This window comes from Hymenobacter oligotrophus, from assembly GCF_003574965.1.
Lineage (GTDB): Bacteria > Bacteroidota > Bacteroidia > Cytophagales > Hymenobacteraceae > Solirubrum > Solirubrum oligotrophum.
The window spans coordinates 1123206-1143750 of record NZ_CP032317.1; the positions used below are offsets into that span (position 1 = coordinate 1123206).

General features: G+C 60.2%; 22 protein-coding genes. 13 read left to right on the forward strand and 9 right to left on the reverse strand.

Features of this window, described 5'->3' with window-relative positions; translation table 11 throughout:
• Positions 1-2: 2 nt before the first annotated feature.
• Positions 3-752 carry a monofunctional biosynthetic peptidoglycan transglycosylase gene (mtgA, locus tag D3Y59_RS04710; RefSeq protein WP_119444001.1) on the reverse strand — a complete coding sequence of 250 codons (750 nt, stop codon included), beginning with the start codon at positions 750-752 and terminating at the stop codon, positions 3-5.
• 120 nt (positions 753-872) lie between these two features.
• On the opposite strand from mtgA, the gene D3Y59_RS04715 reads away from it, so the two are divergent.
• Positions 873-1511 carry an LON peptidase substrate-binding domain-containing protein gene (locus D3Y59_RS04715; protein ID WP_119444002.1) on the forward strand — a complete coding sequence of 213 codons (639 nt, stop codon included), beginning with the start codon at positions 873-875 and terminating at the stop codon, positions 1509-1511.
• A gap of 102 nt (positions 1512-1613) precedes the next feature.
• A complete protein-coding gene (locus tag D3Y59_RS04720) occupies positions 1614-2864 on the forward strand; it encodes a metallophosphoesterase (protein WP_240410534.1) in 1251 nt (416 codons plus the stop codon).
• Here D3Y59_RS04720 and D3Y59_RS04725 read toward each other — a convergent pair.
• Together D3Y59_RS04725 and D3Y59_RS04730 are read right to left on the reverse strand one after the other, a co-directional pair.
• A complete protein-coding gene (locus D3Y59_RS04725) occupies positions 2815-3729 on the reverse strand; it encodes a diacylglycerol/lipid kinase family protein (protein WP_162910547.1) in 915 nt (304 codons plus the stop codon). The two genes, D3Y59_RS04720 and D3Y59_RS04725, sit on opposite strands and share 50 nt — an antisense overlap.
• Positions 3730-3834: 105 nt before the next feature.
• The gene (locus D3Y59_RS04730; protein ID WP_119444003.1) at positions 3835-4647 is read right to left on the reverse strand and encodes a M48 family metalloprotease; all 813 of its coding nucleotides are present in this window, start codon (positions 4645-4647) and stop codon (positions 3835-3837) included.
• Between the two features lie 175 nt (positions 4648-4822).
• On the opposite strand from D3Y59_RS04730, the gene D3Y59_RS04735 reads away from it, so the two are divergent.
• Positions 4823-5014, forward strand: coding sequence for a hypothetical protein (locus D3Y59_RS04735; protein WP_059071356.1), 192 nt, complete (start codon positions 4823-4825; stop codon positions 5012-5014).
• A gap of 83 nt (positions 5015-5097) precedes the next feature.
• Here the strand turns inward: D3Y59_RS04735 and D3Y59_RS04740 are convergent, their stop codons facing one another.
• Entirely contained in the window at positions 5098-5883 is a 786-nt protein-coding gene (locus D3Y59_RS04740) for a murein L,D-transpeptidase catalytic domain family protein (protein ID WP_119444004.1), read from the reverse strand.
• 107 nt (positions 5884-5990) lie between these two features.
• Here D3Y59_RS04740 and D3Y59_RS04745 point away from each other — a divergent pair, with 107 nt between their 5' ends.
• A complete protein-coding gene (locus D3Y59_RS04745) occupies positions 5991-6389 on the forward strand; it encodes a hypothetical protein (RefSeq protein WP_162910548.1) in 399 nt (132 codons plus the stop codon).
• 68 nt (positions 6390-6457) lie between these two features.
• On the opposite strand, the gene D3Y59_RS04750 is transcribed toward D3Y59_RS04745, so the two are convergent.
• Positions 6458-6859 (reverse strand): hypothetical protein, encoded by a 402-nt coding sequence (locus tag D3Y59_RS04750; protein ID WP_162910549.1) that lies wholly within the window; start codon positions 6857-6859, stop codon positions 6458-6460.
• A gap of 240 nt (positions 6860-7099) precedes the next feature.
• The gene (locus D3Y59_RS04755; RefSeq protein ID WP_119444007.1) at positions 7100-7570 is read right to left on the reverse strand and encodes a DUF4199 domain-containing protein; all 471 of its coding nucleotides are present in this window, start codon (positions 7568-7570) and stop codon (positions 7100-7102) included.
• Positions 7571-7878: 308 nt separating this feature from the next.
• Here D3Y59_RS04755 and D3Y59_RS04760 point away from each other — a divergent pair, with 308 nt between their 5' ends.
• The gene (locus tag D3Y59_RS04760) at positions 7879-9504 is read left to right on the forward strand and encodes an ABC-F family ATP-binding cassette domain-containing protein (RefSeq protein WP_119444008.1); all 1626 of its coding nucleotides are present in this window, start codon (positions 7879-7881) and stop codon (positions 9502-9504) included.
• A 79-nt stretch (positions 9505-9583) separates the two neighbouring features.
• Entirely contained in the window at positions 9584-10546 is a 963-nt protein-coding gene (locus D3Y59_RS04765; protein WP_119444009.1) for a hypothetical protein, read from the forward strand.
• A gap of 84 nt (positions 10547-10630) precedes the next feature.
• Here D3Y59_RS04765 and D3Y59_RS04770 read toward each other — a convergent pair whose 3' ends face one another.
• Entirely contained in the window at positions 10631-10795 is a 165-nt protein-coding gene (locus D3Y59_RS04770) for a lmo0937 family membrane protein (protein WP_119444010.1), read from the reverse strand.
• Between the two features lie 345 nt (positions 10796-11140).
• Here D3Y59_RS04770 and D3Y59_RS04775 point away from each other — a divergent pair, with 345 nt between their 5' ends.
• The 3 genes from D3Y59_RS04775 (at position 11141) to D3Y59_RS04785 (ending at position 13938) form a co-directional block, all read left to right on the forward strand.
• On the forward strand, positions 11141-12031 hold the full coding sequence (locus D3Y59_RS04775) for a 3-hydroxybutyryl-CoA dehydrogenase (RefSeq protein ID WP_119444011.1): 891 nt from the start codon (positions 11141-11143) through the stop codon (positions 12029-12031).
• A 258-nt stretch (positions 12032-12289) separates the two neighbouring features.
• Positions 12290-12841, forward strand: a complete 552-nt coding sequence (msrA, locus tag D3Y59_RS04780) for a peptide-methionine (S)-S-oxide reductase MsrA (RefSeq protein ID WP_119444012.1) — start codon at positions 12290-12292, stop codon at positions 12839-12841.
• 161 nt (positions 12842-13002) lie between these two features.
• Complete coding sequence (locus D3Y59_RS04785; protein ID WP_119444013.1) at positions 13003-13938, forward strand: isoaspartyl peptidase/L-asparaginase family protein; 936 nt, start codon at positions 13003-13005, stop codon at positions 13936-13938.
• 73 nt (positions 13939-14011) lie between these two features.
• Here the strand turns inward: D3Y59_RS04785 and D3Y59_RS04790 are convergent, their stop codons facing one another.
• On the reverse strand, positions 14012-14830 hold the full coding sequence (locus D3Y59_RS04790) for a 2,3,4,5-tetrahydropyridine-2,6-dicarboxylate N-succinyltransferase (protein ID WP_119444014.1): 819 nt from the start codon (positions 14828-14830) through the stop codon (positions 14012-14014).
• A 70-nt stretch (positions 14831-14900) separates the two neighbouring features.
• Between D3Y59_RS04790 and D3Y59_RS04795 the strand changes: the two genes are divergently transcribed.
• The 4 genes from D3Y59_RS04795 to mnmE all read left to right on the forward strand — a co-directional run bounded on the left by D3Y59_RS04795 (position 14901) and on the right by mnmE (position 19426).
• Positions 14901-16112 carry a glycosyltransferase gene (locus tag D3Y59_RS04795; RefSeq protein WP_162910551.1) on the forward strand — a complete coding sequence of 404 codons (1212 nt, stop codon included), beginning with the start codon at positions 14901-14903 and terminating at the stop codon, positions 16110-16112.
• Positions 16113-16189: 77 nt separating this feature from the next.
• Positions 16190-17200 carry a 3-oxoacyl-ACP synthase III family protein gene (locus D3Y59_RS04800; protein WP_119444015.1) on the forward strand — a complete coding sequence of 337 codons (1011 nt, stop codon included), beginning with the start codon at positions 16190-16192 and terminating at the stop codon, positions 17198-17200.
• Positions 17201-17349: 149 nt separating this feature from the next.
• Complete coding sequence (locus tag D3Y59_RS04805) at positions 17350-18009, forward strand: metal-dependent transcriptional regulator (protein ID WP_119444016.1); 660 nt, start codon at positions 17350-17352, stop codon at positions 18007-18009.
• Positions 18010-18043: 34 nt separating this feature from the next.
• On the forward strand, positions 18044-19426 hold the full coding sequence (mnmE, locus tag D3Y59_RS04810) for a tRNA uridine-5-carboxymethylaminomethyl(34) synthesis GTPase MnmE (RefSeq protein WP_394340469.1): 1383 nt from the start codon (positions 18044-18046) through the stop codon (positions 19424-19426).
• Positions 19427-19445: 19 nt separating this feature from the next.
• On the opposite strand, the gene D3Y59_RS04815 is transcribed toward mnmE, so the two are convergent.
• The gene (locus D3Y59_RS04815; protein ID WP_119444017.1) at positions 19446-20342 is read right to left on the reverse strand and encodes an aldo/keto reductase; all 897 of its coding nucleotides are present in this window, start codon (positions 20340-20342) and stop codon (positions 19446-19448) included.
• Positions 20343-20545 lie beyond the last annotated feature (203 nt).

Genomic DNA, 20545 nt, shown 5'->3' on the forward strand with positions numbered 1-20545 from the left:
ACTTAGTTATCGAGAATGGTGGCAATAAAGCGCGTGCCGCCAAGCCGGCGCATGTTGCGCAACACGCGGCGCTGCTTGGCGCGGGCCTGCGGGCCGGGGTTGCCCGCCCGAAACTTAAGCGGATTGGGCAGCACGGCAGCCAGCATGGCCGCCTGCGAGGGGCTCAGCTGTTTGGCCGGGCGCCCAAAGTGCTTTTGAGCGGCGGCCTCGGCTCCAAACACGCAGTCGCCCATTTCGGCAATGTTCAGGTACACCTCCAAAATGCGCCGCTTGCTCCACAATAGCTCAATGAGCACCGTAAAGTACGCCTCGGCGGCCTTGCGAATGTAGCTGCGCCCTTGCCACAAAAACACGTTTTTGGCTACTTGCTGCGAAATGGTGCTGCCGCCCCGGATGCCGCCCCCCTTCTCGCCAAAATTGTGCTTGGCAGCTTTGATAATGGCATCGGCATCGAAGCCGTGGTGCATCAAAAAGCGCTGATCTTCGGCGGCCACCAACGCCAGCGGCAGCTGCGGCGAAACTTCGTCGAGCGTCACAAAGTCGTAATTGATTTTGCGTGAGGCGCCTTCGGGCAGCAGGCCACCGTAAGCGGCTTCGGGCCGGTGGCTGCGGCGCTCGAGCATCAGCCAGGTGGCGGGCGGCGAAATCCAGCGGTACAGCAGCACCCACACCACCGACACCAGAAACATGGATGCCAGCACTTGCAACGCCACCCGCCGCGCCAGCCGTAGCTGCTCAGCAAACTCTGCCATAGGCCTGTTGGTTTGTTTGGCTCGGCGATGAGCCGGCCTGTTGGCGGCGAAATTAACACCGAACCTCTCCAACCCAAGCCCGGGCATTGTACCTTATGCCCAGCGTAAGCCGCACCTGCCATGTCACTCCGTTTGCTGCCCATTTTCCCGCTCAACCTGGTGGTGTATCCCGGCGAGAAATTGAACCTGCACATCTTCGAGCCGCGCTACCGCCAACTGATAGCCGATTGCGTAGCCCAGAACATCACCTTCGGTATTCCGCCTTTTCTCGACGACAGCCTGCAAATCATCGGCACCGAAATGCGCCTCGTTAAGCTGGAGCGCAGCTACCCCTCCGGCGAGTCCGATGTACGCACCCTAGGTACGGGGCGCTTTCGGGTGCAAGAGGTGCTTAAGCAGGCCCCCGGCAAACTTTACGCCGCGGCCTACGTGGAGGAACTGCGCGACGACCCCACCGCCGACCTGCTGCTGCGGCAGCGCATTACCACGCTCATCGAGCAGCTCTACAACATTTTGGGCTTGCAGAAGCTCTTCATCGACCTCGACCCGGCCTATACCACCTTCGACGTGGCGCACCACCTAGGGCTTACCACCGAGCAGGAATATGAGCTGTTGGCCTCGCTCAGCGAAACCGAGCGGCAGGCCATTGTGCTCGAGCACCTTGAGCGCGTGCTGCCGGTGCTGCAAGAATCGGAGAAACTAAAGGAGCGCGTGCGCCAAAACGGGCACTTCAAGCACCTTACGCCGCCCAACTTTTAGGGCCTGGCGCTGCTTGCGCCCTAGGCGCCTAGGTACGGCCGGGCCGTAAGGGCCTCCGCTTGGCCGCGTTTGCCGTATACCGGGGCGTTTACGCCTCGCACCTTGGCACACGAATTTTCGCCTTACTATTTAGCCGCGTTGGCCGCAGGCCTTATTGTGTTGTGGCTGCTTTACCGCTTTTGGCAAGAGCGGCAGCACCGGCGCCGCCCCTACGTAGCGCCAGCCGCCCGCAGTTGGGCCGCCCAACAACCGCCCGCTTCAGCCCCTGCCCACCGGCTTTGCCTGGTTGGCGACCTAGGCGCCGTAGCCACCGACGGCCACGACCCCGTGCTGAACTTGCTCCGCCGCTGGTTAGAGGATGCCGGCCCGACGGGCACCGTGGTCATCCTCGGCGACAACGTGTACCCCACGGGCATTCCGCCGGTGGGCAACCCGCGCCGCGCCGCCGCCGAGCACCGCCTCAACGTGCAGCTCGATCTGCTACGCGAATTCCCGAGCCAAGTGGTATTTCTTAGCGGCAACCACGATTGGAACAAAGGCCGCGCCGATGGCTACGCCTACTTGCTGGAGCAGGAAAAGTACGTGCACGAGCACCTGCCCGCGGCCCACTACCTGCCCCCCAACGGTTGCCCCGGCCCCGTGGCGCTGCCCCTGGCCGAGGGTTTGGTGCTGATTGTGCTGAACACGCAGTGGTGGGTGCAAAACGGCCCCCGGCCGCTGGGCAAAGGCCAGGGCTGCACCGCCTCCGATGCCCGCGAGCCTTTCGTGCAACTGCGCGAGCTGCTCGAGCAATACCGCAACTGGCGCGTGGTGGTAGCGGGCCACCACCCGCTGTACTCCAATGCTATGCACGGCGGCAAGTTTACCGTCAAGCAGCACGTATTTCCGCTGACGGCGGCGCACAAAAAAGCCTATGTGCCGCTGCCGGTGGTGGGCTCGTTGTTTCCGGCTTACCGGCGCATGCTCGGCGCCGCCGAGGACATGGCGCACCCGCGCTACCGGCGCATGCGGCGGCGTTTGCTGCAAGTGCTGCGCCAGTACCCCGGCGTGGTGTACGTAGCCGGCCACGACCACAACCTGCAGTACTTTCAGCGGCGCGGCGTGCACTACCTCGTCAGCGGCTCGGGCAGCAAAACGGCCTATGTGGAGGCCGGTGGCAAGGCTACCTTCGTGCACGAGCACAAAGGTTTTTTCTCGCTCGATTTTTACGCCGACGGCCAGCTTTGGCTCGACACCTGGGAGCCAGCCGACGCCCAGGGCACCCCGGCACCGGCCGTGTTCCGTTGGGCCTTTGCCACCGGCTTTACTCAGCAGCGGGCGGCGGCACCAGCACCTGCAGGCTCCGCGGCTTAATCTCGATGCGGATGGGCAACGGCAACTGCAACGGCTCGCCATCTACCTGCACCAACGCTTCCGCCTGCCCCGGCACCTCGATGCTGGCGTGGCGGCAGCGCAGGCGGCGGGTGTATTCCGAGTCGTCGAAATCGTTGGTGTAGAGGCGGTACAAGATGCCCGGCGCCGCCGTGGCCGGAAACGGTTCAATCACGCACAGCTCAAAGCGGCCGTCGTCCATGCGGCTATCGGGGTTGATGACCACGTTGCTGCCGAAGGTGCGCGCGTTGGCAATGGTGAGCATGAAGGCTTTGCCCTCCCAGGTTTCCTGATCGGTAACGATGCGGTAGTGGGCCGGCTCGTAGCCCATGTACTCCTGCAACGCCACGCGCACATACGCCCCCGGCCCGCGGGTGTCGCCGGCCGAAAAGCGCTCCACAATCAGGGCATTAAACCCTAGGTCGGCGAGGTGCGTGCTGAACTGGCCACCTACCTCGAGGGTATCAAGCGGCTTTATCTGGTGTTCCCACACCAGCTGCAAGGCCTGTTCGGGCTCTTGCGGAATGCCTAGGTCCTTGGAAAGCCCGTTGCCCGAGCCCAGCGGCAAAATGCCCATCGGCAGTTCGGTGGCCACCATAGCCTGGGCCACCAGGTTCACAGTGCCGTCGCCGCCGGCGGCAAACACGGCGTCGTAGTCGCCGCGGGCTATGTGCTCGCGCAGCTTCTCGAGGTCGTTTTCGCCTGTGGTGTTGAACAGCTCAGCGACGTGGCCCCGACCGGTGCATACTTCTTGAATCAGATCGGTTAGCTCGGCCTTGTCGATGTCGCCCGAAATCGGGTTCATCACAAACAAAAGCCGCCGCAGTTGGGGTGCAGATGAATTCATGGCGGGGGATAGAGCGGCAGTAAGCGTAAAACGTGTTTGCCCAAAAAAAGGCCGAAGCTTGTGCCTCGGCCTGGTTGCTGTTTTGGGTTGGGCTGCTAGCGGCACCTAGGGCTTGAGGCCCGCCGGAATGCCGCTCGGGAACTGCTCGGCAATTTCGCGCTCCAGCACGCCCACGCGGTTGCCGGGGTTGGGGTGCGTGCTCAGGAACTCGGGCCCGCGGCCGCCTCCGCCCGCCTGCTCCAAAATTTGCATCACCTGAATCATGGAGCGGGGGTCGTAGCCGGCTTCGGCGGTGTACTTCACGGCCAAGCGGTCCGATTCCAGTTCGTCCTCGCGCCCAAAGCGCAACGACACCACCTTGGCAATGGCCGCGGCCACGGCGGCATTAGCTATTGAGCTGCCCGGCCGCTCGGGGTCGTAGGCGGCAATGCCGGCGGCGCCGGCCAAGCCCTGCGTCAGCTGTTGTTTGGCTAGCTGCTCGGCCGAGTGGCGACCAATCACGTGGCCTACCTCGTGGGCCAGCACGCCGGCCACTTGGCCTTCCGTCTTCATGTTGCGCAGCAAACCGGCGGTCAGGAATATCTGCCCGCCCGGCAGCGCAAACGCGTTGATGGTGTTTTCGTCGGCCAGCAAGTGAAAGTTGAATTTGTACGGCGACTGCGCCGCGCCCGAGGCCTGCACCAGCGCGGCGCCAATGCGGTCGATGGCTGCTTGCGCCTGCTGATCGGGGTGCAGGCCGCCGTATTGCTGCGCCATTTGCGGCGCTGCCTGCAGGCCCAGGGCAATTTCCTGCTCGGTGGTCATGTTCACGTGCTGCACCTCGCCCGTTACGGGGTTGGTTTGGCGCTTGCAGTAGTAGGTTATCAGCGAAAACCCGGCAACTAGCAGGGCAATTATGTATCGGAGTCCGCCTCTCATGGTGTGTCGGTGCGTGGAAGTAAAACAACGGTGCGAAATATTCGCTGCTAATTCTAACGGAGGCCGCCCAACAGGGTTATGCACCGGCAACGCAGCCAAAACGACAATGCTTGCGTATCAGGCTAAAACGCGCCGGCCCAAAGCTGGTGCCCTTCAGCATTAACTCCTCCGAACCATGAATCAGAAACGAACCTTTGGCTCTTTGCTGACGCTGCTCGGCATTGCGGCCATCATCTACGGCGCCTTGGGCCTGCTAGGCATGGTGGCCCTGAGCAAGATTAACTCGCTGGTGCCCCTAGGCGTTGGCCTCATCTTCTTTTTTGCGGGCATCAGCCTGGTGCGCGCCACCGGCGACCGGCCGGCCTAACGGCCACAGCAAGCTTAATCTCACACGAAAGCGCCCTGCTTCCGGTACCGGAAGCAGGGCGCTTTCGTGTGGTTTTCGCAGGCTTACTGCCCCGCTTGGCCTACCAGCGGCGAAATACCTTGGGTGCGGGCAAAGGCGGGCAAGGCCTCGGCCATGTTCAACCAATTGGAGGCGTACGGCACCGTGGCGGGCCCCTGCACGTACATTACCGAGCCGTTTTTAATTGTTTTAATGATGTCGCCGCTGAGTTGAGGCGGCAAGGCCGGGCAACCCTGGCTGCGGCCCAAGCGGCCGTGCTGCCGAATAAACTCGGGGCGTACGTAATCGGCGCCGTGCACCACCACGGCCCGGCTCAGGGCGTTGGAGTTGTACTTCGGATCGAGGCCGCGCAGCTTCAGCGAGAGGCCGTGTTTGCCGTAGTAGGTTTCGCCGGTAAGGTAAAAACCAAGGCTGCTCATTTCGGAGCCAGGGCGGTTCGAGAACGTGCGGGCCACGTCGGCCCCGGTATTTTTGCCGTGCGCTACCAAGGTGTGGTACAGCAGGCGGGTGCGTTGCAAATCAATTACCCACAGGCGGTTTTGGCGGCTCGAGCGGCTGAAATCAATAACCGTGAGCACGCCGCGCTTGGCCAAACCGCGGTTTTTCAGGTTGTAATAGCCAAGCATGGCCTTGCGCAGTACCTGTACGTTCAGGCCGGTTTGGGCCAGTTTGGCGCCGGCGTACGTCCGAACGAGGTGCTGCTCGAAGGCGGCCATGTAGGCTGCCTGCGTGGTGCCAAGAGGCCGGGTGGGCGGCGCGGCTTGGGCCTGTGGCTGCACGCTGCTCAAAATGCCCAGCAGCCCTAGGGCGGCGTAGCGAATAAACTTCATAAGGCGGAGACGAACGACGAAAGAGGGTGGCTAACGCGTTGCAAGCAAAAATACTAGTTTTGTCCTAACGGATGCCTTCCAACTTTTGATAAGGCCCACTGGTTCCCATGATGTTACAACGTTTGCTACTCACTTTTTCGTGCGCGCTTTTGCTGGTCGGCTGCGGGCAATCGGCGCCAGAGTTGTCGGGCTTCGATGCCACGGCCTGGAAGCAAGACGCCCGCGGCTGCAAAGGCCAACGGCGCGCGCTGTTCAACACGTTGTATCAGCAGCGCGATGCCCTCTACGGCGTGCACATCGGGGCCGTATCGGAGCTGCTCGGCAGCCCCGACGAAGAGGAACTGCAAGAGCAAGTGCAACGCGTGTATTACTACTACCTCGAGCCAGGCGGCCAATGCACGCCGGGCAGCACCGCCCCCAAAAGCCGCCGCCTTATGGTGCGTTTCGGCTCGTTGGGCACCGTTACCGAAATGCTGCCCACCGCGCCAGCACCCGCGCAGCCTTAGCCGCCGCGCAAAAAAAGCGGGCCGCCTAGGTGGGCGGCCCGCTTTTTTTGCGCGGCAGTGGCAATAGGTTAGCCCAAGCCGTTTTCGGTTGGTACCGCGTCGGCTGGCAAAGCATCGCGCTGTTGTTGCTCTTCGCGCATCAGGCTTATTTGCGAAGGTGTAAGGATGCGCTGACACTCCTGCTCGTACTGAGCTTCAAGTTCTAGCAGTTTGGCCTTGCGGGCGTTGGCATCGTTGTGGTATTGCCACTGGATTTCGTCGATGCGGGCTACTTTGATATGATTGATGGCGCGCAGCTTCACCACTTGGGCTTCGGTTAGGCGCAAGCGCTCCGACATGTGCCGCGTAAGGTTATTGGCTTCCACCAACACCGGGTCGTGGCTGGGAGCCGCGGGCTGCGGATCGCGCATCTGCGCGTGAGCCACAGTGGCGCATATGCACAGTAGTGCAATGAGGTAGAATGTTTTCATGGTGGAGGAACAATGGCGGGTATTTAGACCTGAAACGCAGCAACCACGCTTAAGTTGCTATGTTTAATCCAAATATATATTTGTTAAGTTTTAAACCAACTCCCATAAGCAACATTTTTTATAGAGTTCATTGTTCCCGAAAAAGTAGAAAATCGCCGAGCTTTTTTTGCATTTGGCCTAAACAACAAAGCCCGGCCTTTGGGGCCGGGCTTCAGTGATAGCGCTGGGAAGGGCAAGGGCCTACTCCACGTGTTGCAGGGGTTTGTGGTCGGGGCTTTTGAAGTATTGCATAGCAATCAGCGAAATAATCATGCCGCCCCAGGAGCCTTGCAGCACAATGGCCAGGAAGGCGATGGTTACCGACAAATCGAAACCGAAGAGTTGTTCCTCGCGCAACTGTTCCATCAGGTTCGGGAAAACCGAAACGTAGATGACAAAGAACAGCGCAAAAAGCACGGAGCCAACCATGCCCGTCATGATACCGGTGCCGAAGCCTTGCAGGTACGGCATCCGATCGTGGCGCACCCGCTTGAAATGAGCAATCGACAGGCAGATACCAATTACGAGCACCAGCTGATTAAGCCAGCTATAACTCATGTTGGAGGCGAAACCGAATAACGAAGCAACAACCAGATACAGGCTCATGCCAATGGCCGAAAAAATGCCATAGCGAATTGCGTTGCGTTCGGGAGAAAGAAGGGCGTCAGCCATAAGGCAGGTAGTTTTGGTTGTTAGAGAAGGGAAACCTGCCTAGCGGAGTGGTACTCACGGCCTAGGCAAGGCTTGGCGCTTTGTTTCCATAATACTGCTAATGCCACTTCGCGGTTATAGTACTGTCGACTTTTTTGCCCGTTTTTTTCGCGCAAAAGGCTGATAATGAAGTTTTCCGTTTTCGGGATTTTTTAACCGGCCCTAGGTGTTTACCTACCGCTCGAACCATCGGGAGCGTCTAATTTTAGCTACCTTTGCGCGATTTTTAGGCGCCGGTTCGCCCTACCCCACTCCGCTAACTCATTTGCATGATCAGTACCACCAACGTCAGCCTGCGCTATGGTAAGCGCGTGTTATTTGAAGACGTCACCATCAAGTTCATGCCCGGCAACGTGTATGGCCTTATTGGGGCCAACGGGGCGGGCAAATCGACATTTCTGAAAATTCTGTCGGGCGAGATTGAGCCCAACACCGGCTCTGTGGACATGCCCAACGGCGCCCGCCTTTCGGTACTGAAGCAGGACCAGTTTGCCTACGACCAACACGCGGTGCTCCAAACCGTGATTATGGGCCACACCCGCCTCTGGAAGGTGATGGAAGAGAAAGACGCCCTGTACGCCAAGGCCGACTTCTCGGACGCCGACGGCGAGCGGGCTGCCCAGCTCGAAGGCGAGTTTGCCGACCTAGAGGGCTGGAACGCCGAGTACGAGGCCGCCGAGCTGCTTTCGGGCCTTGGCATTGGCGAAGACAAGCACTACACCCAAATGGCCGACCTAGGCACCTCCGATAAGGTGCGCGTGCTGCTGGCCCAGGCGCTGTTTGGCAACCCCGACGTGCTGCTGCTCGACGAACCGACCAACGGCCTTGATGCCGAAACCGTGCTGTGGCTCGAGAACTTCCTCGACGGCTTCCAGAACACGGTAATTGTAGTGAGCCACGATCGTCACTTCCTCGACGCGGTGTGTAATTACATGGCCGACCTCGATTTCTCGAAGATTACCATGTACCCCGGCAACTACTCGTTCTGGTACGAGTCGTCGCAGCTGGCATTGCGCCAGCGCCAGGAGGTGAACAAGAAAACCGAGGACAAGCGCAAAGAACTGGAAGAGTTCGTGCGCCGCTTCTCGGCCAACGCCTCCAAATCCAAGCAGGCTACCTCGCGCCAAAAGCTGCTGCAAAAGCTCACGCTGGAGGAAATCAAGCCGTCGTCGCGCAAGTACCCGTACATTGCCTTCAAATCGGAGCGCGAGGCGGGCAACCAGCTGCTCAGCGTCGAAAACCTGAGTGCTTCGGTTGACGGCCAGGTGATTTTCCGCGACGTCAGCTTCACGCTCGACAAGAAAGACAAAGTGGCCATCGTGGGCCGCGACGACCGCGCCGCTTCGCTGCTGTTCGACATTTTGTTTGAGCAGACAAAGCCTGCCAGCGGGACGTTTAAGTGGGGCACCACCATTACGCCCTCGTACTTCCCGAAGGAAAACACCGAGTTCTTCAACACCGATCTGAACCTTGTGGACTGGCTGCGCCAGTATTCCACCGAAAAAGACGAATCGTTTATCCGCGGCTTCCTGGGCCGCATGCTGTTCTCGGGCGAGGAGTCGCAGAAGAAATCGAACGTGCTGAGCGGGGGCGAGAAGGTGCGCTGCATGCTCTCGAAGATGATGATGGAAGCTGGCAATGTACTGGTGCTCGACGACCCCACGAATCACCTCGACTTGGAAAGCATTACGGCCCTGAACAACTCGCTGCGTGAGTTTGCCGGCTCAATGCTTTTCGCCTCGCACGACTTGCAGTTCATCGATACGGTGGCCAACCGCATCATCGAATTGACGCCCGATGGAATCATTGATAAGCGGATGTCGTACGAAGAATACCTGGCCGATGAGAACATCAAGGCCCAACGCCAACGCATGTACCAAACGGTAGGCGCCTAACGTTTGCGAAGGCCGCGGATGCAACCATCCGCGGCCTTTTTGTTTCTTCACGCATTAAGTCCTTCCCTACTCTTCTCCTATGAAGCGTTTTCTGCTGGCGGCGGCCCTAGGTGCCGCCGGGCTGCTGGCCCCCGGGCACGCTGCCTTTGCCCAACGCACCGATAGCACCTACGTAAAGCCGCAGTTGCCCACCGGGCCGCCCATGGCCCCGCCCCGCCCGCAGCAGCCCGTCCGCCCGGCGCAACCCGCCCCCGCGGCACCGGCCAAGCGTGCCGGCACCCTCGACGACGACAACCGCCCGGCCCAGCCCCTGCCCGGTGGCTCCGCTCAGCCTGCGCCCGCAACCCCGCGCAGCGGCGGCGTGGATGACGACGGGCGCCCGGCCCAGCCGCTGCCCGGCACGCCCGCCCAGCAGCCAGTACCGGCCCAAGCCCCCCCCCGCCCCGGCATCGACGACGACGGCCGGCCTGCTCAAGCCCTGCCTGCCGACGGCGTGGCGCCGGGCGCCACGCTCGAGCAAAAGCGCGAGCCGAGCAAGTATTTTCTGTACACCAACTTCAGCCTGGGCTTGAATTCCAACGCCCTGGGCGGCACCGTATTTAACGTTGGGGCCTCGCCGGCCATTGGCTACCGCCTTACGCCGCGCATCGCCATCGGGCCGGGCTTGGTGTACTCCTTCAATAACTACTCCATTCCGCGGCAGTTTGCTACCCCCGGCGACCCGCGCAACATTTCGGGCCACAACATCGGCGCCAAACTGTTTGGGCAGGTAATCGTGTACAAGCAGTTCTTTGTGCACGCCGAGTACGAGGTGACGCGCGCCGAGCTGATCGGCGACTACGTGGTGGGCAACACCGTGTACGTGAACAAGGTGCAAACCACGGTGCGCACGCCGCTGGCCGGCATCGGCTACCGCCAGCAGTTCGGCGACCGGGTTGCCGGCGACATTGCGGTGCTCTACAACTTCAACGACGGAATGAACGCCAATATCTACGGCCAGCCCGTTATCCGCTTCAGCTTTCTGTTCGACCTGGGCAAATAGCCTTAGGTGCGGCGCACGAAAAAAGGCTGCTCCCAAACGGGAGCAGCCTTTTCGGTTTTTCAGACTCAGGTAGTGCGGCGGCGGTTATACAACCCGCCCGCCGCGTATGAGGCGCAGGATGATGGCGATGATGGCAATTACCAGCAGGATGTGGATCAGGTTGCCCATCCCGAAACCGTCGAAACCAAGGAAGCCAAGGGCCCAGACGATGATTAGTACGACAGCGATGATATACAGAAGGTTGCCCATGGTGGGGGAAGGTTAAGGTGAATGGTGTGGAAGGGAACGTAGCGTCGCCGCCCCGGTTACATCCTGTTTGATGCTTGGCCGGCGAGGCGTTCTGCAGGTTTGTACGCGGCGTCATGCAAAAGGATATAAACCCAAACAAAAATTATTTAAAAATATAGCCATACATCTATGTATATAATTGATAACCTGCACAAAAACTTTCTGGCCGGGGGCCTGTTCAAGCAGCTTGTGCAGCCGCTGCGGGGCATGCCCTAGCTTGGGCAGCCCAACGGTTTGGGTTAGCTTTGCCCGCGCGCCGCGGCTGCGCCGCGTTTTTTCACGCTCATCACCCCTACCTCCCACCACATGCTGAACGTTGCCGTTATTGGCTCGGGCACCATGGGCAATGGCATTGCCCACGTATTTGCCCAGTATGGTTTCCCGGTTACCCTGATCGACATCAACCAAGCGGCCCTCGATAAGGCCGTCCTGACCATTACCAAAAACCTCGACCGCCAGGTGGCCAAAGGCTCCTTAACGGAAGACGACAAAACGGCTACCCTAGGTCGGCTGCGGCCCAGCACCTCGTTGGAGGAAGGCGTGCGCGAGGCGGGCCTGGTGGTAGAAGCCGCCACCGAAAACGTGAGCATCAAGCTGGACTTGTTTCGGCAGCTCGATGAGCTGACCCCGGCCGACTGCATTTTGGCCTCGAACACCAGCTCCATCAGCATTACCAAAATTGCTGCCGCTACTAAGCGCCCCGACAAGGTAATTGGCATGCACTTCATGAATCCGGTGCCCGTAATGAAGCTCGTGGAGGTTATTCGCGGTTACGCCACCTCCGATGCCGTTACGCAGCAAATCATGGAGCTTTCGCGCCAGCTGCAAAAGGTACCCACCGAGGTAAACGACTACCCCGGCTTTGTGGCCAACCGCATCCTGATGCCCATGATCAACGAGGCCGTTTACTCGCTGTTCGAGGGCGTGGCCGGCGTGGAGGAAATTGACACGGTAATGAAGCTGGGCATGGCGCACCCCATGGGCCCGCTGCAACTCGCCGACTTTATCGGGTTGGATGTGTGCCTGGCCATTTTGCGCGTGCTACACGAAGGCTTGGGCAACCCCAAGTATGCCCCCTGCCCGCTGCTTGTAAACATGGTAATGGCCGGCCGCCTGGGCGTAAAATCGGGCGAAGGTTTTTACACCTACACGCCGGGCTCCAAAGACCTGGTGGTGGCCCCGCGGTTCGCCAAGTAATGGCGGCACCTAGGCGACTCATTAAGGAGCAGACCCAGGCCGCGGCCTGGGTCTGCTTTTTTTGGTACTTATAAAGCCGGGTTACCCGCGGCCTCGTAGGTAAGCCAACTTGGTCCGAATCCGATGCTCAGTAAACTTTCAGGCCGAAATACGGCTTATGTACGTATGCAACGCTATCTGCTTGTGCTGCCCCTGCTGCTAGGCTTGGCCCTTGGCGCCGTTGGGCAAGCAAAACCTACTTCAAAATCAGCAAAACGAATGGAACTCGCAACGTTTGGCGCCGGCTGTTTCTGGTGCGTCGAAGCCGTTTTTCAGGATCTGGATGGTGTCGAGAAAGTCGTGTCGGGTTACGCCGGCGGCCGCATCGCCAAACCTACTTATAAGGAGGTGTGTTCGGGCCTTACCGGTCATGCCGAAGTGGTGCAGCTAACCTTCGACCCCAGCAAAATAAGCTACGACGAGCTGCTCGAAATTTTCTGGAAAACCCACGACCCCACCACCCTCAACCGCCAGGGTAACGACGTGGGCACGCAGTACCGCTCAGTTGTTTTTTACCACACCGACGAACAGAAGCGCTTGGCCGAGGGCTACAAGAAAAAGCTCAACGACGCTAATGCGTTCGGCAAGCCGGCCGTGACAGAAATCTCGGCCGCGCCTACCTTCTACGCTGCCGAAAACTATCATCAGGATTACTACAACCTGAACATGCAGCAGCCCTACTGCCAGTTTGTGGTAAAGCCCAAAGTAGACAAGGTGCGCCAGGTGTTCGGCGACAAATTAAAGCCCGAGGCCAAGCGCAAAGCGCTGTAACCTTCGCAAGTAAAAAGCCCGGTTAAGCGCCGGGCTTTTTTTGTGCTTTGCCCTGCCCTAGGTGCCTTGGCGCCCCAACTTCTGCCCGCAGCCATCCGTAACAAATGCGGCCGCATTGTACCCACATCAGTTCCCACCAACCCCCTTAATACTTACCAAGCATGGGCAAATGCGTGCTTATCATTCATGGCGGCGCCGTTAATACCGATCCGGCTACCATTCCGGCCGAAAAAGAAGAACAGCTAAAGCGCGGCCTACTAGCGGCCCTCAGGGCTGGCTATGAAATATTGGAGCGCGGCGGGCACGCACTCGATGCCGTGGAGTCGGCCGTGAAAAGCATGGAGGACAACCGGCTCTTCAATGCGGGCCGAGGTGGCATGTTCAACATCAACGGCGAGGTAGAAACCGAAGCCTCAATAATGGATGGCGCTACGTTGCGCGGCGGAGCAGTCAGCGGCCTGAAGCTCGTGCGCAACCCGATCAGCTTAGCGCGCACCGTGATGGATAAGTGCAAGCACACCTTCCTCACAGCCGAAGGCGCTCAGGAATTTGCGTTGTCGCAGGGCTTGGCGCTGCAAGACCCCAATTACTTTAAAACCGACCAACAAAGGCAAGAATGGATGGAAATCCTGCAAGAAGCCGAAGTTGAGCACGACAACAAGCACGATACCGTGGGTGCAGTGGCCCTCGATATGCACGGGAACCTCGCCACTGCTACCTCAACGGGCGGCATTGAGGGCAAGCTCAGGGGCCGCGTGGGCGACAGTTGCATCTTTGGCGGCGGGGCATACGCCAACAACGAGGTATGCGCCGTTTCCTGCACCGGCGATGGGGAAATCATCATGTTGGCGAACGTAGCGCACGAGGTGTACGCGCTTCGCAAGTACAAGAAAATGACCATTACCAAAGCGGCCCAAGCGGCCGTGGAGATGTACGCCGACAAGCTCGCCGGCGACCGGGGCATTATTGCTGTTGACCCCGAAGGGAATATTGCCATCGAGTCGAACACCAATGTGTTTCGGTGCGCTTACCTAGTTGATGGCAAGGAGCCCTTTGTTGCTGTTTGGAAGGAGGAGCTACAAGAACACTTCAAGTAGTACTCTTGCCTGCTCGCCCACAAAAAAAGCCCGGCCACCTAGGCCGGGCTTTTTTGTTGTTGGGCGACCAATGCTACACGGCCACGTTGTGCTCGCGCAGTGCGTCGTTGAGGGAGGTTTTGAGGTCGGTGCTGGGCTTGCGCTGGCCGATGATGAGCGCGCACGGCACTTGGAACTCGCCGGCCGGGAACTGCTTGGGCAACGAACCCGGAATTACCACCGAGCGCGGCGGTACGTAGCCCCGGTACTCTTTGCCCTCGGGCGTGCTGACGTCGATGATGCGCGTGCTGCCGGTAATGGTTACGCCAGCGCCGATTACGGCTTCTTTGCCGATGTGGCAACCTTCAACCAAGATGCAGCGCGAGCCAATGAACGCGCCGTCTTCTACGATTACGGGTGCGGCCTGCACCGGCTCGAGCACGCCCCCAAGGCCTACTCCACCCGAAAGGTGCACGTGCGAGCCTACCTGCGCGCACGAGCCCACGGTAGCCCAGGTGTCGACCATGGTGCCTTCGCCCACGTAGGCGCCAATGTTTACGTACGAGGGCATCATGATGACACCCGGCGCCAGGAAAGCGCCGTAACGCGCTACGGCCGGCGGCACCACGCGCACTTGCTGCTGGGCGTAGTTCGTCTTGAGCTTCATTTTGTCGTGAAACTCGAAAATGCCCAGCTCGGTGGTTTGCATTTGCTGCAGCGGGAAGTACAGGATAACGGCTTTCTTCACCCAGTCGTTTACCTGCCAGGTGCCGTCTTCCTTGGGTTCGGCCACGCGCAGCTGGCCGCGGTCGAGGTGTTCAATTACGGTCCGAATGGCCTCTTGCGTGGTTGCATCCTGCAGTAGGCTGCGGTCGTTCCAGGCGGCTTCGATGAGAGAATGCGTGTCGGTCATGGTAGCTCAGTGTAGAGGTAAAACAGCCGCGTGTTGCGTACGGCCGCGCGAAAGTAGTACGTTTGGCCTTGTGCATCCCTCTTCGCGCCCTGCTCCTGTCGTTTTATTGGCTTCGGTGCTCAAGCCCGTCGACGATACGCGCATGTACGAGAAGTTTGGGCGCACCTTAGCCGAGGCCGGGTATGCGGTACACATTGCCGGCCGTGCTAGCAAAGTGGGCGCCCCACCTGCGGTCATTGGGCTGCACCCCATCTTCAGCGGTTACCGCCTTTCCCTAGGTCGCCTGGCAGCGCAGTGGCGCTACTGGCAAAGGCTGCAGCAACTGCAGCCCGACCTGGTGATAGCGCACGCCCCCGAGCTGCTGCCCGCTACCTTACTGTGGCGCTGGTTCGAGCCCAAGCGTGCGTTCGTGTACGACGTACGCGAGAACTACGCCCTCAACATCCGCACGCAGCAGGTGTACCGCGGCTGGCTGAAACGCCTGCTGGCCAACGGTGTTGCGGCAATCGAAAAAGCCGCCATGCGCCGCGCGGCCGCTGTGTTGCTGGCCGAGCGCAGCTACGCCGAGGAGCTTGGCTACTTGCCCCGGCAGCATACCCTAGTGCTTGAGAACAAGTACGTAGCACCGCCAAACGCGTCTTTGCCTGCCGCCGCGCGCTTTCCTATTAGCCTACCACCTAGGGAACAGCCGCTGCGCTTGTTGTTTTCGGGCACGTTATCCACCCTTACGGGAGTGTTCGATGCCATCCGGTTTGCCGACCAGCTACGCACCGTTTGGCCCCGCTTGCAGCTTACCATCATTGGGTACTGCCAGCAACCGGCCGAGTTGCAGCGGTTGCAGCAGCTTGCGTCCGCCAACCACAGCTGGCTTACGCTCATCGGCGGTGCCGAACCCGTGCCGCACGCGGCTATTGTGGCTGCCATCGGCCAGCACCACCTAGGGCTGCTGCCCTACCAGCCGCACCCCAGTACTTGGCGTTGCATTCCGACTAAGCTTTATGAGTACATGGCCAATGCGTTGCCCGTGCTGATACCGCCCAACCAGCTGTGGGCAACTGAAATCCGGCGGCTCTCAGCGGGCTGCGTCGTACTTTTTGATGCTTTGCTGAACGCCGACGAACTTGAGCAATTAGCTTGCGCGCTCATCAACGAAAAGTACTACCCGGCCGGGCCCGCGGCCGACGCGCTGTGGCAGAGCGAAGCGCCGCGCCTGCTTGCCGCCGTGGCTGCCGCCCTGCCGCCACCCCGGGCGGCAACTAGCCACCTAGGCGCTGCGTTGTAAGCGCGGCACTAGTTATTATCTTTGACGCCTTTTTGCGCGCTTTCCCCGCCCCGACCCCAACCCACACCCCCATCATCATGCCCCAACTCCGTAGCTCTGAAATTGCCGGCGTAGGCCACTACGTACCCTCGCGCGTGGTTACCAACGCCGACCTCGAACAAATGATGGAAACCACCGACGCGTGGATTCAGGAACGCACCGGAATCCAACAGCGCCGCTGGTTCAACGAAGGCCAAGACACCACCGCCAACATGGGCGCTAACGCCTCGCGCATGGCCCTGGAGCAAGCCGGCCTGACGCCCGAGGACGTGCAGTTGATTGTGTTTGCCACGCTCTCGCCCGATTACGTGTTTCCGGGTTCGGGCGTATTGCTGCAGCGCGAACTGGGTATTAAGGAGAACATCCCGGCCATCGACGTGCGCAACCAGTGCTCGGGCTTCATCTACGCCTTGTCGGTAGCCGATCAGTTCATCAAAACCGGCATGTACGATACCGTGCTGGTGGTAGGCTCCGAAATTCACTCCTCGGGCCTCGACAAGAGCACCCGCGGCCGGGGCGTGTCGGTAATTTTTGGCGACGGCGCCGGCGCCGTTGTACTGCGCCCCAGCACCCGCGAAGGCCACGGCATTTTGAGCACGCACCTGCACGCGCAGGGCGAGTTTGCCGAGGAGCTGATTACCGTGGAGCCCGGCTCAAACAAGGACAACCGCGTGCAAGTAGTGCTCGACAACCCCGAAACCATGTACCCCTACATGAACGGGAATACCGTGTTCAAACACGCCGTAACGCGCTTCCCCGAGGTAATCATGGAAGCCCTCAACGCCAACGGCTACCAAGCTTCCGACATCGACCAACTGATTCCGCACCAAGCCAATTTGCGCATTACCCAGTACGTGGGCCAAAAGATGGGCCTCGGCGAAGACAAGGTGTTCAGCAACATTCAGCGGTACGGCAACACCACCGCCGCCTCGGTACCCCTGGCCCTGAGCGAGGCCCTGCAGGCCGGCCGCATCAAGCGCGGCGACCTGGTGTGCTTGGCCGCATTCGGCTCGGGCTTTACCTGGGCATCGGCGCTTATCAAGTGGTAGCATTAGCTCCGGTATGCTGCGGTTGAAATGCAGCGTCATTGCGCGAGGTCGACGGATTACGTCGGCCTCGCTTTTTTTTGGGACCTTTGCCCCGAGCTCTGCCAACCCTAGCCAGAATTCGTTATTGCTAATTCAGATTTCGCAAAGCCTTGCCCAGCCACACCGAGGAAAACTACTTAAAGGCCATCTACAAGCTGTCCGAAGCCGAGCCCGGCGCCGAAGTAAGCACCAACCGCATAGCCGAGGTGCTGCACACCCGCCCGGCCTCGGTTACCGACATGCTGCGCCGCCTAGGTGAAAAAGGCTTGCTGAGCTACCAGCGCTACCGCGGGGTATTGCTCACGCCCGAGGGCAGGCGGCTTGCTTTGCTAACCATTCGCAAGCACCGCCTGTGGGAGGTTTTTCTGGTGCAGAAGCTGGGCTTTGCCTGGGACGAGGTGCACGAAGTGGCCGAAGAGATGGAGCACATCAGCTCGCCCCTGTTGGTGCGCCGCCTCGATCAGTTCTTGGGCTTTCCGCAGGTCGACCCGCACGGGGACCCGATACCGCGCGAGGACGGCGAGATGCACCGCCCCGAGCACTTGTTGCTCTCGGAGCTGCAGCCCGGCCAAAGCGGCTTGCTCGTGGCCGTGAAGAATACCTCCCAGCCCTTCCTGCAGTACCTCAACAAAGTAGGCCTAGGCTTGGGTTGCGAGGTTAAAGTACTGGACAAGATATCCTTCGACAACTCGCTAGAGATTAGCATCAACCAAGCACCAAAAACCCAAATATCAGCCGAAGTGAGCCGCAACCTATACGTTACCGCTTAGCTTTTCCTCAGGCTCGATTATTCCTGCTTCCGCCGTGCTGCCACCTGCTCTTTCCGATACCATTGTTGCGCTTTCCACGCCGTCCGGCGCGGGTGCCATTGCCGTAATCCGCCTTTCGGGCCCGGCCGCCATCAGCCTCACCGATGAGGTATTTCGGGGCAAGAAGCTGGCCGACCAGCCGGGACACACGCTGCACTACGGTACCATTCGGGACGCCGAGCGCCTGCTCGACGAAGTGGTTGTGAGCCTGTTTCGGGGGCCGCACTCTTACACGCGCGAAGACGTAATCGAAATCAGCACCCACGGCTCCGATTACATTGTGCGCGAACTGCTGGCCTTGCTGGTGCGCCGCGGCGCCCGCCTAGCCGAGCCGGGCGAATTTACCAAGCGGGCTTTCCTGCACGGCGCCCTCGATTTGGCCCAGGCCGAAGCCGTAGCCGACCTTATTGCCGCCGACTCGGCCCTGCAGCACCGCGTGGCGCTTAACCAAATGCGCGGCGGTTTTTCGCGCGAGCTGAAAGACCTACGCCAACGGCTTATCGACTTTGCCGCCTTGCTGGAGCTAGAGCTAGACTTTGGCGAAGAAGACGTGGAGTTTGCCGACCGCACAGGCCTGCAGCGCCTGCTCATCGAGGTACAGACGCTGGTGCAGCGCTTGCTGCGTTCGTTTGAGCTGGGCAACGTCATCAAGAACGGCGTTACGACGGTTATTGCCGGGCGCCCGAACGCCGGCAAAAGCACCCTGCTCAATGCCTTGCTGAACGAGGAACGCGCCATTGTATCGGCCATACCGGGCACTACGCGCGACTTTATCGAGGACGAAGTGAGCCTTGAGGGCATCAAGTTTCGGTTTGTGGATACGGCCGGTTTGCGCGAAACCACGGATACCGTTGAGGCAATGGGCGTAGAGCGCACCCGCCAACGCGTGCAGCAAGCCGCCGTGGTGCTTTACCTGTTCGATTTGGCCACCGCTACCCCCGCCGAAGTAGCCGCCGATGTTGCGGCACTGCCGCTGCCTGCCGGTGCCCACCTGTTGCTCGTTGGCAACAAGCTCGACGAAGCCCCCGCCTCGGCGGTAGCGGCCATGCAGGCAGCTCACCCCGCGTTGCTGTTGCTTTCGGCGGCCAACCACGATGGGCTCGACGCCCTGCGCGAACGGTTACTGGCCACCGTGCGGCGCGAAGGACTCGATGCCGGCGCCGCCACCATAGTAACCAACTTGCGCCATGCCCGCTCGCTGGAGGTGGCGCTGGAGGCCCTAGGTGCCGTACAGAGCGGTTTGCATCATGGCCTCGGCACCGAGCTGGTGGCCTCCGATTTGCGCCGCGCCCTAGGTGCCCTTGGCGAAATCACCGGCGACATCAGCACCGACGATTTGCTGGGCAGCATCTTCACGCGCTTTTGCATCGGCAAATAAGCCGCCGGCCTAGGTGGCGTTAGCGGTGTTGTTCATATCGCAACGCCGGCACAGTTTGGCGCAACGTGGTTAATTCTTCGTGGATTAGCGCTTTGGCATGGCCGGCGGCCAGCGCCTCGTGCAAGTGGGCTTCCGAACGAATGCCGATTACGGCCGAGGCCACCGCAGGCTTCTGCAACACCCAGCGCACCGTAGCGGAGGCGGCACTGCGTTGATGGCCTGCCACTTGCTGCAACACTTCGGCTGCTTTCGCTACTTGTTCGGCCGAGTGCCCTAGGTACGCTTGGGGTGCTTTGCCCAGCAGCAGGCCTTGGGCAAGGCTGCCGCGGGCCAGCACGCTTATTTGCTTTTGCTCAAGCAGTGGCAGGCACGTTTCCTCGGGTCGGCGGTCGAGCAGGCTGTACTGCATCATCACGCTCGTTGCATTCGAACGCTCGGCGTACGCTCGGATAACATTGGGCCGAATGGACGAAATGCCGTAGTACCGTATTTTTCCTTGCTGCTGCAGCATTTCAAACGCTTCTATCGTCTCGTCGATGGGGTCGTCGATAGTGCCGCCGTGCAGTTGGTACAAGTCAATGTAATCGGTGCCCAGGCGCCGGAGGCTGTGTTCCACGGCTTGTAAGATGTGTGCCTTGCTTGGGTTCCAATCCCAGCCGCTGCCGTCGGAGCGCCATTGGTTGCCTACTTTGGTGGCAATGATTACTTTGCTGCGAACGTCGCGGAGCGCGGCCCCAACGAGTATTTCGTTTTGGCCTTGGTCGTATAAGTCGGCTGTATCGAAAAAGTTGATGCCCTGCTCGAAAGCACTGCGCAACAGCTGCGAACTGTAAGCCTGATCGAGCGTGAGCGACATGCAGCCGAACCCGATTTCGCTTACGCGCAGTGCCGATGTTCCAAGGTGATTGTAGTTCATGTGCGGGCCAATGTCGGATAGTGCAACAAGCAATTGCACCGGCGCTTACGCTCCCGCCCGTGGCGCAACCCAAATGCGGGGCCGGGGGCGCCCGGGGCGGCAGCAAGGCAGCTAGCGGCAGCCGATTATAGCTTAAATATTTTTTAATTCGCTACCCAATACTTGATAGGTTCTGGCTGGCATTCAAGCCGAAACAACCCGGC